The sequence below is a fragment of the Rapidithrix thailandica genome, assembly GCF_039710355.1.
In the GTDB taxonomy this organism is placed as follows: domain Bacteria; phylum Bacteroidota; class Bacteroidia; order Cytophagales; family Flammeovirgaceae; genus Rapidithrix; species Rapidithrix thailandica.
The window spans coordinates 383731-398925 of the sequence record NZ_JBDKWZ010000005.1 but is presented as its reverse complement, the minus strand read 5'-3'; the positions used below and the strand labels follow the sequence as shown (position 1 = coordinate 398925).

Annotated in this window: 12 protein-coding genes; 10 read left to right on the top strand and 2 right to left on the bottom strand. The window is 42.5% G+C overall.

The genetic code is table 11. The features are described 5' to 3' along the window. Nucleotides 1–282: 282 nt before the first annotated feature. Nucleotides 283–1566: a DUF349 domain-containing protein gene (locus AAG747_RS11170; protein WP_346821251.1), complete on the top strand. Its 1284-nt coding sequence runs from the start codon at nucleotides 283–285 to the stop codon at nucleotides 1564–1566. Nucleotides 1567–1645: 79 nt separating this feature from the next. Here AAG747_RS11170 and AAG747_RS11165 read toward each other — a convergent pair whose 3' ends face one another. Next, nucleotides 1646–2749, bottom strand: coding sequence for a vWA domain-containing protein (locus AAG747_RS11165; protein WP_346821250.1), 1104 nt, complete (start codon nucleotides 2747–2749; stop codon nucleotides 1646–1648). A 551-nt stretch (nucleotides 2750–3300) separates the two neighbouring features. On the opposite strand from AAG747_RS11165, the gene AAG747_RS11160 reads away from it, so the two are divergent. The 3 genes from AAG747_RS11160 to AAG747_RS11150 all read left to right on the top strand — a co-directional run bounded on the left by AAG747_RS11160 (nucleotide 3301) and on the right by AAG747_RS11150 (nucleotide 6325). Continuing rightward, nucleotides 3301–3609, top strand: a complete 309-nt coding sequence (locus AAG747_RS11160) for an HU family DNA-binding protein (RefSeq protein WP_346821249.1) — start codon at nucleotides 3301–3303, stop codon at nucleotides 3607–3609. Nucleotides 3610–3624: 15 nt separating this feature from the next. Next, nucleotides 3625–4458 carry a tetratricopeptide repeat protein gene (locus AAG747_RS11155; RefSeq protein WP_346821248.1) on the top strand — a complete coding sequence of 278 codons (834 nt, stop codon included), beginning with the start codon at nucleotides 3625–3627 and terminating at the stop codon, nucleotides 4456–4458. Nucleotides 4459–4771: 313 nt separating this feature from the next. Continuing rightward, on the top strand, nucleotides 4772–6325 hold the full coding sequence (locus tag AAG747_RS11150; RefSeq protein ID WP_346821247.1) for an Rne/Rng family ribonuclease: 1554 nt from the start codon (nucleotides 4772–4774) through the stop codon (nucleotides 6323–6325). A gap of 56 nt (nucleotides 6326–6381) precedes the next feature. Here the strand turns inward: AAG747_RS11150 and purH are convergent, their stop codons facing one another. Beyond that, the gene (purH, locus tag AAG747_RS11145) at nucleotides 6382–7923 is read right to left on the bottom strand and encodes a bifunctional phosphoribosylaminoimidazolecarboxamide formyltransferase/IMP cyclohydrolase (protein ID WP_346821246.1); all 1542 of its coding nucleotides are present in this window, start codon (nucleotides 7921–7923) and stop codon (nucleotides 6382–6384) included. 276 nt (nucleotides 7924–8199) lie between these two features. Between purH and AAG747_RS11140 the strand changes: the two genes are divergently transcribed. The 6 genes from AAG747_RS11140 to guaA all read left to right on the top strand — a co-directional run bounded on the left by AAG747_RS11140 (nucleotide 8200) and on the right by guaA (nucleotide 15186). Next, nucleotides 8200–9393, top strand: coding sequence for a M20 metallopeptidase family protein (locus AAG747_RS11140; protein WP_346821245.1), 1194 nt, complete (start codon nucleotides 8200–8202; stop codon nucleotides 9391–9393). A gap of 183 nt (nucleotides 9394–9576) precedes the next feature. Further along, nucleotides 9577–10176 carry a nucleotide exchange factor GrpE gene (locus tag AAG747_RS11135; RefSeq protein ID WP_346821244.1) on the top strand — a complete coding sequence of 200 codons (600 nt, stop codon included), beginning with the start codon at nucleotides 9577–9579 and terminating at the stop codon, nucleotides 10174–10176. 59 nt (nucleotides 10177–10235) lie between these two features. Continuing rightward, complete coding sequence (gene dnaJ / locus AAG747_RS11130; RefSeq protein WP_346821243.1) at nucleotides 10236–11372, top strand: molecular chaperone DnaJ; 1137 nt, start codon at nucleotides 10236–10238, stop codon at nucleotides 11370–11372. A gap of 212 nt (nucleotides 11373–11584) precedes the next feature. Continuing rightward, on the top strand, nucleotides 11585–12964 hold the full coding sequence (locus AAG747_RS11125) for a lysophospholipid acyltransferase family protein (protein ID WP_346821242.1): 1380 nt from the start codon (nucleotides 11585–11587) through the stop codon (nucleotides 12962–12964). 241 nt (nucleotides 12965–13205) lie between these two features. Continuing rightward, a complete protein-coding gene (locus AAG747_RS11120; protein ID WP_346821241.1) occupies nucleotides 13206–13457 on the top strand; it encodes a type B 50S ribosomal protein L31 in 252 nt (83 codons plus the stop codon). A 199-nt stretch (nucleotides 13458–13656) separates the two neighbouring features. Then, entirely contained in the window at nucleotides 13657–15186 is a 1530-nt protein-coding gene (gene guaA, locus AAG747_RS11115; RefSeq protein WP_346821240.1) for a glutamine-hydrolyzing GMP synthase, read from the top strand. Nucleotides 15187–15195 lie beyond the last annotated feature (9 nt).

Here is a 15195-nt window from a genome sequence, read left to right as displayed (position 1 = left end):
CAAAGCGGAGCCTGTTTTGCAAGGGGCCACTCTACGGAGAAGCAGAATAAAATTTACTGATGCTCTTAAGCTGCAAATATCCAAAATATCGGGCAATATAGAAGGGACAATTCTATAGATCCTTTGAAAATGACATATAATACTTTTATAATCAAGATATTGTTGTATAATTGCAAATGAAAGACTCCGAAGAAAATAGTTTATCTTTTTTTCAAAGGTTGACTATTTGAATCATCAATATACAAAAGCAAGATTAACTATTAACCAAACCAACAAATTAACATGTCAGACGAATCTATTAGGGAATACAAAGATATTACCACTTACGGCTATGTAAAAGGTGACAAGGTTTATTTAAAAGGGTACTTAGAATTTCAAGACAGAGAGATCGGAGTGGTTCGCGAGAGTGATGAACAAAGTCTTCAGTATTTTGTCAACCGGTTCCAGATGGTGGAAAAGAAGGTCCTGGAAGTGAAGGAAGCTGTCTTGACAGCCGAAAACAAAGGATCCTACTTGATGAAGCTTATTCATATGCGCACCTACTTGGCCATGTACAATGGCTTGGGCGATTTTATAAGCCTCTACAACATCATCAACGAGTTGGAAGATGAAATCCGGGAGTACATCGCCAAAAACCGGGAGAAAAACTACGAAATTAAAAAAGCCTTGTTGGCAGAAGCCGAAAGTTTAAAAGGTAGTACAGACTGGAAAAACACGTCCAGAAAGCTCAAAGAACTCAAGTTAAACTGGATCAAAACAGGAAGCGCCCACAAAGAAGTGGAAGATCAGCTTACGGAAAAATTCAATGCGGCCTTGGAGTACTTCTTCGAGCGCAGGAAACAATTCTTCCATGAGCAGGCCAAAGTCAATCGCGATCGCTTTAACCAGTATCGCACGATTGTAGAACAGGTCCGCAAGATCAACCGCGTGGGTGGCGGTCCGGAATTTGTCCAGCGAGTAAAAGACCTGCAACACGATTGGAGAGGAGTCGGCCGGATTGCCAGACACCAGTACTCCCGCTTCCAAAGGGACTTTAAACGGGAAACCGCTAAATTCTTTGGTGACTTAAAGCGCAGTACCGATCGCAAGAAAACCACTGTGGAAGTTAAACGGGAGTTGCTGACCGAAGCTCAAAATATTCTCGACAGAGGTGCTCCATTTAACATCAGTGAAATCAAGCGCATTCAAGGAGCTTGGAAAAAATTGGGTAAACAACCTTCGTTGGAAGACAAAGATCTTAACTTAAAATTCAGAATTACCTGTAACGAGATCTTTGAAACGCACTTCTTGGAAAGAACGGTCAGACATTTGAACCCGGACATTGTCAATAAGCCGGAAAAAGACCAAATGCAAGCCAAAATAGACCTACTGAAGGAATCTATCCAAAAAGATGAAGACGAGCTGGACCAGTTCAATTATGAGCATGGCGCACAGTTATCTACGCCTAACGCAGCGGCTTCCGTGCCGGAGCTTTACCAGCAGCGCAATAACTTTATCAATAAGCTCAAGACCAAGCACCGGATCCTGAAGAAAATGGAAGACAAGATGGATCAAATCAGCAGTTAATACTACGTACTATAGCATATACGAAAAGCGGAGTCGAACACTCCGCTTTTTTTGTGATTCTTTCCATTTCATGGATTTCTCACTTCATATTTTTTCGTCTATTCCGTTTATAATCCTCAAACACCAAATGCCCCAACCCTTGCAGGCTGCTGTAATATGCATTGCCACTATTGACCCGGGTAAACTCTCTGACAAATTCTTTTAAGTACGGATCCGAAGCAATCATAAACGTAGTAATGGGCACTTTCAGTTTGCGGCATTGGGCGGCCAGTGTCAGGGTTTTGTTCAGGATTTTTCGGTCGAGCCCAAAGCTATTTTTATAATACCGCACCCCTTCTTTCACACAAGTAGGCTTTCCATCGGTAATCATAAAAATTTGTTTGTTTTTGTTTTTCCGTCTTCTCAACAAGTCCATCGCCAACTCCAGGCCGGCCACCGTATTGGTATGGTAGGGCCCCACTTCCAAATAGGGCAAGTCTTTGATCTGGATTTGCCAGGCATCGTTTCCGAACACGATCACATCCAAGGTATCCTTTTTATATTTAGTCGTAATTAGCTCTGCCAGGGCCATCGCTACCTTTTTTGCCGGTGTAATCCGGTCCTCCCCATACAAAATCATGGAATGGGAAATATCAATCATCAACACCGTAGACGTTTGTGTTTTATATTCTTTTTCTACCACTTCCAAATCATTTTCCGTGATAAAGAAGCGCCCCAAACCATGGTTGACTTGAGCATTGCGTATGGAATCGGTCATCGAAATTTGTTCCGGGGTATCCCCAAAGCGGTACTCTCTCAAATCGGCACTTAACTCATCGCCTTCCCCCGAATGAGCGGTAGTATGTTCTCCCCTTCCCGACTTTTTCAATTTGCCAAAAATTTCTTCTAAGGCACTGCGCCTTATGGTCTGTTCCGATTTGGCAGTCATGATAAACACCCCGTTGCCCTCCGGATTCTCCTGGATATAGCCATTGCTTTTAAGGTCTTGAATGAAGTCTCCCACACCATACTTTCCGCCTGTCAAGCCATATTGCTTATCCAGGTTGGTTAGCCAATTCAGCGCCTCCCCCACATTTCCGGAAGTAATGGTCAACAATTGCATAAAGATGTTTAGCAACTGTTCAAAATCTCCTTTTTGCTTGGTTTGCGGAGGAATATAATCGGTAAAGCGAAAGCCTTTCATAATGGTATGGGGTTAAAAAAAGCGTTACTGATTGCCTAGCCTTTCAACATCAGAAAATTACAAAAAATCCTTCAGTCGGCCCAGGGACTAACCGATCTTTTTTAGCGAAGTGTACGTTTCCACTCATCAAAATAAGGAAGGCTAAGAGCATAAAAAGTTCCTTCATCCGTTCTTTTTTTCAAAGTCAGGTTAGATTTTCCGAAAGAAACAGGAAAAATTCCAAGAATTTTAGCTTGGAAATGCGGCTGAATGAGAAAGATAATATAATTTTGCGCCCTTAAATTTCCTAGCATTAGAAATTGAAAAGCAATTACAAGCGGGAGAATTATGTCAGAATGATCCTGTAACGCGGTGTCTTTTCCTCCTTAATTCGCTTTGGCCCAAGGAGGTAGGAGAGGGAACAACTGTGGCCTTGGAAAATTCTGCGAAAGACAAACACTAATAACACAAAGCATTTGCGAATTATCTTTTAGAAACATAAATTTGCAAACTTTTCAAAAGTTATTGATTATTAGATTATTACCGATATTTAAAACCAAAATTTTAAAGAAGTGACTAAAGCAGAAGTAATAGCTGAGATTGCTAACAGAACGGGAATTGACAAAGGTGATGTCGCTCACACAGTAGAAGCGTTCTTTGAAGTAGTGAAGTCAAAAATGGCGGAAGGAGAAAACATCTATGTAAGAGGTTTTGGTAGTTTTGTAAACAAGAGAAGAGCGAGCAAAATTGGACGAAACATTTCCAAAAACACTGCTATCGTGATTAAGGAACACTACATCCCATACTTTAAACCAGCTAAAGTCTTTGTTGAAAAAATCAAAGGTAGTGAACAAGTAAAATTAGCTAATCATCAAATGTAAACCCCTAGGTGAGATATGTTGCGCCCCCAAATTATATTAGTCGTTGTTGCCATTCTTTGTATTACCGGCTTGAGCTTGATGCCCAAGGTAGTGGTGAATAATGATTCTGCCGAAACCGCAGGCATTGAACAGCCCGTTGATCAAGAAGCGGCCACTTCCCAGTCTGCCGCCTCTGAGCATCATATGAAGGTGTCTGAAGAACAGCAAGAAATGATTAATGCGCAACGGGAACTATGGGAAAACGCAACTGAGGCCGAGCAAGCGCCCGCCTTAAAAAAGTTGATGGATCTGTATCGGTCTATCAACCGGATTGACAGCGCAGCCATTGTTTCCGAACAATATACTCACCAACATCCGGAGTTGGCTAATTATTTACAAACTGGTAACTTGTACTACGAAGCCTTTACATTTTCTCTGGACAAAACCCGACAACAATTGCTGGGTACGAAAACCAGAGAGTTTTTGCAAAAAGCACTTGAGGAAGATGCGAGTTTACTTGACTTAAAAGTAAAAGTGGGAATGACGTATGTCTCCACCAGCAATCCGATGCAGGGGATTTTAATGATCCGGGAGGTCTTACAAGAAGATCCGGACAACCTGTCAGCTTTGTACAACTTGGGCGTACTCTCTATGGAGTCTGGCCAACATCACAAAGCCATTGAGCGCTTCGAGCACTTATTGCGTGTAGATGCCTCGAACTTACAAGCCCGTTTTCTGTTAGGGGTAAGTTACCGGAGCGATGGCCAAACCCAAAAGGCCATTGAGCAGTTTGAATATGTAAAAGCCAGGGAAAAAAACCCTGAAATTCTTCAAACGGTGAATAACTATCTGGAAGAGCTACAGCATTAGTAATTAATTTATGTAAAACTTTAAACTTTAGGAATTATGCCTTGTGGAAAGAAAAGAAAGAGACATAAAATCTCTACGCATAAAAGAAAGAAAAGACTGAGAAAAAACAGACATAAGAAGAAGAACTAATTTCGGCAAGCGAATTTAGCCAATAAAAGGTATCTCAATTTTATCTGTCAGACGGACAGGCAAAGTTGAGGTACTTATTTTTCAACATTGTGAGGAAACTCCAGCCAGAATAGTAATCTGCTTTTTAAGTATTACAATTTTGGATATCTTACATTTTCCATCACATTAACTTAATAAAAAGATTGTGAGTAATGAATTAATAATCAATTCTACTCAAAATGGCGGTCGCATTGCGCTTTTACGAGACAAAAGTCTGGTTGAATTACATTTCGAAAATAACGAGGAAAAATTTACTGTAGGCGACATTTACTTGGGTACCGTACGCAAGTTAGTTCCAGGACTGAATGCCGCATTTATTGATATAGGCTACGAAAAAGACGCATTTCTTCATTACCTTGACTTAGGACCCAAAGTCCAATCACTACTAAGGTATATTAAAAGAGCCCAAAGTAGGGGCGGAGTGAGTCCCAAACTCGCCGAATTTAAGATAGAACCGGATATTGATAAGCTCGGAAAAATTACCGAGGTACTCAAACCCAACCATAAAATATTAGTTCAAGTCGTAAAAGAACCTATATCTACCAAAGGCCCACGCCTCTCCTGCGAATTATCCATTGCCGGAAGATATATTGTGCTGGTTCCCTTTTCCAATAGCATTAATATTTCCAAAAAAATTAGTGAACAGGGAGAGCGCAAACGCCTTATCAGACTGATTTCCTCCATTAAACCAGATAACTTCGGGATCATCATTCGCACTGTCGCCGAAGGAAAAGAAGTTGCCGAATTAGACAGGGACTTGCGTGAACTGGTCGCTAAATGGACCAAAGGGATACAAGCCCTGAGCAAAGCCAAACCTCGCCAAAAGGTCATTGGCGAAATGAGCCGCGCAACTTCTATGCTAAGAGATATTCTCAATGAGAGCTTCGATAGCATTACGGTAGATGATCCTGCAACCTTTGAAGATATCAAAGGCTTTATCCGGAACATTGCTCCGGACAAAGAGAAAATTGTCAAATTATACAACGGCCGCACCAAAATTTTTGAGAATTTTGGAATTGAAAAACAAATGAAGGCCCTGTTTGGTAAGACGGTGAGCTTGCCAAACGGAGGGTATTTAGTGATAGAACACACGGAGGCCCTGCACGTCATCGATGTGAACAGTGGCAATAAATCCAATGCGGAGGCAGACCAGGAAGCCACCGCCCTGAATGTAAACCTGGAAGCCGCTACCGAGGTATCCCGGCAACTCCGATTGCGCGATATGGGCGGTATTATCGTCATCGATTTCATTGACATGAAACGGGCTGAAAACAAGAAAAAGCTCTTTGACCATGTCAAACAAGTCATGAAATCGGATCGCTCCAAGTACACGATCTTGCCCCTGAGCAAGTTTGGCTTGATGCAAATTACCCGGCAAAGAGTAAGACCGGAAGTCAATATTGTAACCAAAGAAAAATGCCCTACCTGTAAAGGTACCGGCAAAATTGACGCCTCCATTAATGTGGCAGATGTCATTGAAAACACCCTGGATTACATCTTGACCAAACAAAATGAAAAGAGTGTTTCTCTTTTGGTTCACCCTTATTTGTACTCGTATTTCAAGCAAGGTTGGCCTTCCTCTCAGTTCAAATGGTTGATGAAGTACCACCGGTGGGTCAAAGTCGTCAAAGACTCCTCTTTGGGAATTCTAGAATATATGTTTTTAAACCAGCATGGAGAGATCATAGAAATCCATTAAAGAAAAAGCCTGAGTGTAAAAACTCAGGCTTTTTTTATGAATCAGAATTTCTTTGTTTAGTGCTTGAAGTGCCTTACCCCCGTACATACCATGGCAATGCCATTGGCATCACAGAAGTCGATCGACTCTTTATCACGGATAGACCCTCCGGGTTGGATCACTGCTTTTACTCCCTCATTGAAAGCAATTTCCACACAGTCAGGAAAAGGGAAAAACGCGTCCGAAGCCATCACCGCTTCGTTCAGGTCAAAACCGAAACTTTTCGCTTTATGAATGGCTTGTTTCAAGGCATCTACCCGGGAGGTCTGCCCTACTCCACTGGCAAAAAGCTGCCCGTCTTTGGCCAAAACAATCGTATTGGATTTTGTATGCTTGGCCAGCTTGTTTGCAAACAACAGCGACTTGATTTCATCGGCAGCCGGTGTGCGCCGGGTGACGACCTTCAAATCCTCTTCTCCTTCTATTGCCAAATCTTTGTCTTGCGCAATCACCCCGTTCAATAAAGTGCGGTACTGCATCTTCGGCATTTCCACTTCTTTTTGAATTAAAAGAATGCGGTTTTTCTTACTTTTCAATAAAGTCAAAGCCTCTTCATCAAATGCTGGTGCAATCAATACTTCAAAAAAGAGTTTGTTCAATTCTTCGGCAGCGGCTTGGTCAATAGCCGTATTACTGATCAATACCCCACCAAAAGCCGAAACGGGATCCGCTTTCAAGGCATTCAGGTACGCTTCTTTACAAGTGCTGGCAGTAGCTACCCCACAAGCATTGTTGTGTTTCAATATGGCAAAAGCCGGTCCTTCTTCTTGTGGAAACTCACCTATCAAAGCAACGGCCGCGTCAACATCTACCAGGTTGTTATAAGAAAGTTCTTTCCCGTGTATTTGATCGAACAACTCCTCCAATTTTCCATAGAAAACACCTTTTTGATGAGGGTTTTCACCATAGCGAAGGGTTTTCAAGTCTCTGATACTTTCTTTATAATGGTGTACTTTTTCTTCCTCGGAAAGGGTAGAGTTAAAGTAGTTGAAAATAGCCGAATCATAATGAGAGCTGATGTCAAAAGCTTTGGCAGCAAATAATTTCCGGTCTTCCAAGTCAGTCTCACAACCTTTTTCGCTCAGAATCGCTTCCAAGTCGGCATATTGCTCACGGGAAGAAACGATGACCACATCTTTATAATTTTTTGCGGCCGCCCGGATCAATGAAATCCCTCCGATATCTACTTTTTCGATGATATCCTGATGCTCGGCACCGGAAGCTACCGTTTCTTCAAACGGATACAAATCCACAATCACCAAGTCAATAGCCGGAATTTCGTATTCAGCTACCTGCGATTGGTCTTGCTCATGCTCTCTACGGAACAAAATCCCTCCGAATACTTTAGGATGCAATGTTTTTACCCGCCCTCCCAAAATCGAAGGATACGAAGTTTCGTCCTCTACGGCCGTGACCGGAGCACCTAATTGCTCGATAAAAGCCTGAGTACCACCTGTAGAGTAAATTTTCACTCCATGTTCGTTCAGGAGTTTGACAATGGGCTCTAAGTTATCTTTGTAATATACAGAGATGAGTGCGGAATTGATCTTCTTTCTCATTGTGATATGCGATTTTTTTAGAAAGCTGCGAAGGTAGTAAAATTGTCAGGAGAAAGGAATATGAAAGCAGGAAAAAGACAAATTACTCTTATACAATGGGCTGATGTTTCTTGTTTTTCCTTTTTCTTTGCCCTTCTTTAGCACACACTTGAAGTTCTTCCGGGTATATGGCTGGTGTAACTAGTTGACAATAAGATTACTCATTTCTAAGGGAAATACTCCCGGAGTGGAAATCTGGTGCGTATCTTTGTTAGTAAATTAATAAAATTTCATCGAATGGACTTAGTAAACTCAATAAAATCCAAGGCGGCTAACTACAAATCGGAAATCATTGAAAACCGGAGACATATCCATACACATCCCGAACTTTCGTTTCAAGAGTTTGAGACGGCTAAGTTTATCGCAGCAAAGCTCCGTTCTTATGGTCTTGAGCCGCAGGAAGGTGTAGCAGGCACCGGAGTGGTGGCAGTGATCAAAGGAAAAAATCCGGACAAAAAAGTCATTGCTTTACGGGCAGATATCGATGCCTTACCCATCCAGGAACAAAATGATGTGCCTTACCAGTCCGTCCACCAAGGGGTGATGCATGCCTGTGGGCACGATGTACACAGTTCATCCCTGTTAGGAACAGCCAAAATATTGAGTGAACTGACCGATCAATTTGAAGGAAGTATTAAATTGATTTTTCAACCGGGCGAAGAAAAAGTACCGGGCGGTGCTTCTTTAATGATCAAAGATGGGGTTTTGAAAAACCCAACGCCCAGCAACATCACCGGACAACATGTAATGCCTTTCATTCCGGTGGGAAAGGTAGGATTCAGAGAAGGCATGTACATGGCCAGTGCGGATGAACTCTACCTGACGGTCAAAGGCAAAGGTGGCCATGGAGCTATGCCCGAAAAGGGGGTTGACCCCGTTTTGATGGCCTCCCATATCATTGTGGCCTTGCAACAGATTATCAGCCGGAACTGCGACCCGAAAGTCCCTTCGGTTTTATCCTTCGGAAAAGTCATTGCCGAAGGAGCAACCAATGTCATTCCCAACGAAGTATATATAGAAGGTACTTTCCGCACTCTGAATGAAGAGTGGCGCTACGATGCCCATCAACGGATGAAAAAAATTGCCGAAAGCATCGCCGAAGGCATGGGCGGTTCCTGTGACTTTGAAATCCGGGTGGGATACCCTTATTTGGAAAACAACCCAGAATTGACCCAAAAATTAAAACAAGCCGCCATTGAATTTATGGGAGAAGACAATGTAGTCGATTTGGATATCTGGATGGCAGCAGAAGATTTTGCCTTTTATTCCCATGAGATTGACGCTTGTTTTTACCGCTTAGGTACGGGGAACGAAGCCAAAGGAATTACATCCGGGGTGCATACCCCTACATTCAACATTGACGAAGATGCCTTGGAAATCGGAGCGGGGCTAATGGCTTGGTTGGCCCTTAGCAACTTGCAAAGTGACTAAGCTTGACAGACTGACATTTTTCGCTAAATGTATACCTTTGTAAGTCATTTTGTCACCATTTGAGGCTTGGCAATATAATTGAAAACAGGAGAGCAAAAGACAGGGGGAATCTTTCGCAAGCCCCCCAGTGTTTAAACACTTTATTTATTTAATGTCTTAATTAACAAACGATCCAGTATAATTATGGCTAAAGAAGATATCAACGAAATGAAGGAGCAAAAAGAATCCGTAGCTCAAGAAGAGCAAGAAATAAAATCAGAACAAGAAACAACTACAGAAGCAGAGGCAAATACAGATCAGGAAGAAGCTACGGAAGAGACGCAAGAAACTTCTGAAGAAACAGCAAGGGCATCAAAAGGAGAAGAATTGGAAGAAGTTAAAAATAAATATTTACGCCTTTATTCTGATTTCGAAAATTTCCGGAGAAGGACTGCTAAAGAGCGTCTGGATCTGGTCGCCTCGGCTAATGAAGGCTTAGTGGTAGCTTTACTGCCAATTCTGGACGACTTTGAGCGTGCTCAAAAAGCTTTGGGAGAAGACAGTAAGGAAAAAGAAGGTTTTGAGTTGATTTACAACAAATTCAAAAAAACCTTGGAGCAAAAGGGGGTCAAAGAAATGGAAGATTGTATAGGCAAAGCGTTGGACACCGAACTGCACGATGCCATCACACAAATTCCGGCTCCCAGCGAAGAGCTCAAAGGAAAAATTGTGGATGTGATTGAAAAAGGATATTATCTGAATGATAAAGTAGTTCGTTTTGCCAAAGTAGTAGTGGGAGCCTAATCCCCTACGCTTTTGAACAACCGAGACCTTCTCAACTTTTCTTGATAAAATCATAAATAATGACCAAAAGAGATTATTACGAGATACTGGGCGTAAGTAGAGGCGCGGCACAGGATGAGATAAAAAAAGCCTACCGGAAAATAGCAATCAAATTTCACCCGGACAAAAACCCGGGCGATAAAGAGGCGGAAGATAAATTTAAAGAGGCAGCCGAAGCCTATGAAGTATTAAGTAATCCGGACAAACGCGAGCGCTATGACCGCTTTGGCCATCAAGGTGTAGAAGGCGGCTTTGGCTCCGGTGGCGTAAACATGGAGGATATTTTCTCCCGCTTTGACGATATTTTCGGAGGTGGGTTTGGCGACTTCTTTGGCGGAAGTGGCGGAGGCCGGGGAGCCCGGATGAAAAAAGGCTCCAACTTGCGAATCAAACTCAAACTCACCCTGGAAGAAATTGCCAACGGTGTAGAGAAAAAAATCAAAGTAAAACGCTACGTATCTTGTGACAGCTGTGATGGCAATGGCTCTAAAAACGGCACCTCTCTGAAAACCTGCCCTACTTGTCAGGGAACCGGTCAAGTCAGAAAAGTAGTCAATACCATGCTAGGGCAAATGGTGTCTACCAATACTTGCCCCTCCTGTAATGGCGAAGGACAAACCATCAGCCAAAGTTGCGACAAATGTCATGGAGAAGGCCGGATTTACAAAGAAGAAGTTATTCCGATAAAAATCCCCGCCGGTGTCTCGGAAGGCGTTCAACTGTCGATGAGTGGCAAGGGAAATGCTCCGAAGAGAGGAGGCATCCCCGGTGACTTGTTGATTGTTATCGAAGAAGTGGAGGATGAAAACTTGAAAAGGGATGGCAATAATGTACATTATGACTTGTACATCAGCTTTATCGATGCTTGCCTGGGCACTACCGTGGAAGTACCCACGATTAACGGAAAAGTAAAAATCCCGATAGAAGCCGGCACACAAAGCGGCAAAGTACTTCGCTTAAGAGGCAAAGGGATCAGAGACTTGAATGGTTATAGTACGGGCGACCAACTGATTCATGTCAATATCTGGACTCCGAAAAAATTGTCTTCTGACGAAAAGAAGGTGTTGGAGTCTCTGAGAAGTGCAGAGAATTTCAAACCCCAACCCGGCAAGTCCGAAAGAAGCTTTTTTGAAAAAATGAAGGAGTTTTTCGAATAAGAAATATAGCATATTATTCATATGCGATGCAAAGGTTGCCCGTTCAAGGCAACCTTTTTATTTTTACCGGAAGGCAGGAAAGTGGTTTATCATTTGTAAACACTGATAGTTTTGTGTGGTACATTGCTCCCAAGCCGGGCAGTAGCGTACTTTTATTGTTAAAACTTTCTCCTTATTGGTTTACTTTACAGTCATATTGATAACTGGAACATATGATTTACTCATTTTTAAAAATCATTGTAAAACTGGCGCTAAAGGTTTTTTTCCGTAAGATTACGGTCAACAACAAGCATCTTTTGCCGAAAGAAGGCCCCCTATTGGTTGTAGCCAACCACCCCAATACGTTTCTGGACCCCTTGTTGATTGCCGTACTTTTAAAGCAACAAGTTGCCTTTTTGACCAATGCCTCCGTGTTTTCCAATGCCTTCAACAAATGGCTCTTCAGCAAATTCAATATGATCCCGGTGTACCGGAAACAGGATGTAAAAAAAGGCAATCCGGACAACCGCAAGACCTTTAGTAAGTGCTACGAGTACCTGGCGGAAGAAGGCACGATTCTTATTTTTCCGGAAGGAACCAGTATCAGTGAACGGAAACTCAGGCAGCTCAAAACCGGTACGGCCCGGATTGCCCTGGGAGCTGAAGCCCAATACGGAGGAAAGCTTGGAGTAAAAATCGCTTCCATAGGATTGAATTATTCTCAACCCCAACGGTTTCGCAGCGAAGTATTGATCAATATCACACAGGCGCTAAACGTACAAGACTATTGGGAGTCTTACTCCACAGATGAAGCCGGAACGGTGAATCAGCTAACCGATGATATTCGGAAACAACTGGAAGAACAAATGCTCATCACTCAAAACGCGGAACAGGATCGCTTGCGTAAACAAATAGAAAAACTTTACCGGCAGACCTTAAGCCACCAGTTAGACGCCAACCTGGATGACAAACAAGAAGCCTTTAAACTCTCACAGCAAATTATTGATGCCGTAAATTTTTTCCAGGAATATCATCCCGAGCGTTTCGAACAAATTACCCGATCGATTGAGAATTACTTTCGCAAGCTGGCCATCATTCAAATGCGAGATGAAGTACTCTCCGGGTTTGCAGGAAGCAAAACCTTATTTTACAGCACTTTAAAAAACTGGCTCTTCACCCTTCTGGGTTTTCCTGTTTACCTGTACGGGTACCTTCACAATTATATTCCGTATATCCTACCATCGTTGATCGCAGACCGCATCACCAAAGAAATTGAGTACCGGGCACCCATTATGCTCGCCACGGGTACCTTTACATTTCCGTTGTTTTACGCGCTTCAAACTTACCTGGTGTATCTATGGACGTCTAGCCCATGGTTCACCGGTGCTTATTTGCTTTCTCTTCCCATTACCGGCTTTTTCACCTGGAATTTCAGTTTCTTTCTTCACAGTATGCGGGGAAAATGGAAACTATTGGGTCTTTTCCGTAAGCGAAAGGAATTAATGGAACTGTTGATTTCTCAAAGAAAAGGAATTGTTCAATCATTGAATCAGGCAACCAGCATATATCTACAAGAGCGAGGGGAAAAACAGCAAGAAACCGAAGGCAGGTAAAAGGATCAGCCTTTGCCAAACTTTTCTTCCAAAGGCTGAATCATAACTCTTGAAATGCCGTTCACCATAAAAAGAAATAACTATCGCCAACCGGTGGTTTCTAAAGTTCTTTGCTAATCTAATTTTTTGAGTATTTCATTGTTTTTCAGAATTGTTCATTATTAGTTATTTGACTTCTTATATATTATAAGTATCTTTGCACTTCTTTTAAATTTTCATGGCATAAAATAGCAATTGAGAAATGAGAAAAGATATTCACCCAGAGTATAGAGAGGTTGTTTTTTTGGATCTGACGAGTGGCCATAAGTTTTTGACTCGGTCTACGATGACTTCAGATGAAACCGTAGAATGGGAAGACGGTAGCACTTATCCAGTAATCAAAGTGGAAATTAGCTCTGCCTCACACCCGTTTTATACTGGTAAGCGTTCGTTCATCAGTAAAGCTGGTCGTGTTGAGAAATTCAACCAGAAATACAAAAGAGCTCAAAAGTAATCAATGCAGCGTTCGCAATGAATGCCATAATCCTTGTTCAAGGTTATGGCATTTATTTTTTACCAGTAACGCAACTCCTTCCCAAGCCCTTCCCGGAATATTCCTTGAAGATATCTACGGAAGAGATAAAACAGCATTTATACAGAGGCTATACATTAATTGATACATACAGTTTAGGTTATTTTTCTAATTTTGCAGCATGGCGGAGAAAATCTATATCATCGATTTTGGCTCACAGTACACTCAATTGATTGCCAGGAGAGTACGTGAGTTAAATGTGTATTGTGAAATCCATCCTTTTAACCACCTTCCTGTATTGGATGAGGAGGTAAAAGGGGTCATCTTATCCGGAAGCCCGCACTCTGTGTTGGATACCGAGTCCCCTTATATTGACTTATATAAATACCGTGGCAAACTCCCTTTACTCGGCATTTGCTATGGTGCACAGTTAACCGCTTTTGAGTCCAAAGGCAAGGTAGCTCCCTCCGAAATCCGAGAGTATGGCCGTGCAAATTTGAGCTTTATCGATCAAAGCTGCCCTTTATTGGAAAATATCAAAGAAGGCTCACAAGTATGGATGTCACACGGTGATACCATTACCGACCTACCTGAAAAATTTAAAGTCATCGGCAGTACGGAGAGTGTACAAGTAGCGGCTTACCATATCGAAGGGGAGCAAACCTTTGGCCTGCAATTTCACCCGGAAGTCACGCACTCTACCGATGGAAAAGAAGTTTTACAAAACTTCGTGGTGAAAATCTGTGGATGCAGCCAAAGCTGGACTCCCGATACTTTTGTTGACAGCACCGTAAAAGCTCTGAAGGAGCAACTTGGCAATGACAAAGTAGTGATGGCCTTGAGCGGTGGTGTGGATTCTTCAGTGGCCGCTATTCTGGTGCATAAGGCAATTGGTGAAAACTTGTATTGTATTTTTGTAGACAATGGCCTGCTCCGTAAAAATGAGTTCGAAAGTGTGTTGGAATCCTACAAACATATGGGATTGAACATTAAAGGAGTAGATGCCAAAGATAAATTTTACGATGCCTTGCGTGATGTGACCGACCCGGAACAAAAGCGCAAAGCAATTGGCCGGGTATTTATTGAAGTCTTCGATGAAGAAGCCCATAAAATAAAAGATGTAAAATGGCTGGGGCAAGGAACCATTTACCCGGATATCATTGAATCGGTTTCTGTAAAAGGCCCATCTGCTACCATTAAATCTCACCATAACGTAGGCGGTTTGCCTGACTACATGCACTTGAAAGTGGTGGAGCCTTTGAACACCCTTTTTAAAGATGAAGTGAGAAGAGTGGGTACATCCTTGCAAATAGATGCCGCTATCTTAGGCAGACACCCGTTCCCGGGACCAGGCTTGGGAATCCGTATCCTGGGTGACATCAACCCGGAAAAAGTACGCATCCTTCAAGAGGTGGATTATATCTTTATCCAAGGTCTCAAAGACCATGGTTTGTACGACCAGGTATGGCAAGCCGGGGCTATCTTATTGCCCGTGCAGTCAGTAGGGGTAATGGGAGATGAGCGAACGTATGAAAACGTGGTCAGCTTACGGGCCGTTACCAGCCTGGACGGAATGACGGCTGACTGGTGCCATTTGCCATATGAATTCTTGGCAAAAATCAGTAATGATATCATCAACAAAGTGAAAGGAGTGAACCGGGTCGTTTATGACATTAGTTCTAAACCACCGGCCACCATTGAGTGGGAATAATATATTGAA

Coding starts and splice junctions, on each gene's coding strand:
- AAG747_RS11170 (WP_346821251.1), top strand. CDS start 283: ATGTCAGACGAATCTATTAGGGAATACAAAGATATTACCACTTACGGC.
- AAG747_RS11165 (WP_346821250.1), bottom strand. CDS start 2,749: ATGAAAGGCTTTCGCTTTACCGATTATATTCCTCCGCAAACCAAGCAA.
- AAG747_RS11155 (WP_346821248.1), top strand. CDS start 3,625: ATGTTGCGCCCCCAAATTATATTAGTCGTTGTTGCCATTCTTTGTATT.
- purH (WP_346821246.1), bottom strand. CDS start 7,923: ATGAGAAAGAAGATCAATTCCGCACTCATCTCTGTATATTACAAAGAT.
- AAG747_RS11140 (WP_346821245.1), top strand. CDS start 8,200: ATGGACTTAGTAAACTCAATAAAATCCAAGGCGGCTAACTACAAATCG.
- AAG747_RS11135 (WP_346821244.1), top strand. CDS start 9,577: ATGGCTAAAGAAGATATCAACGAAATGAAGGAGCAAAAAGAATCCGTA.
- dnaJ (WP_346821243.1), top strand. CDS start 10,236: ATGACCAAAAGAGATTATTACGAGATACTGGGCGTAAGTAGAGGCGCG.
- AAG747_RS11125 (WP_346821242.1), top strand. CDS start 11,585: ATGATTTACTCATTTTTAAAAATCATTGTAAAACTGGCGCTAAAGGTT.
- AAG747_RS11120 (WP_346821241.1), top strand. CDS start 13,206: ATGAGAAAAGATATTCACCCAGAGTATAGAGAGGTTGTTTTTTTGGAT.
- guaA (WP_346821240.1), top strand. CDS start 13,657: ATGGCGGAGAAAATCTATATCATCGATTTTGGCTCACAGTACACTCAA.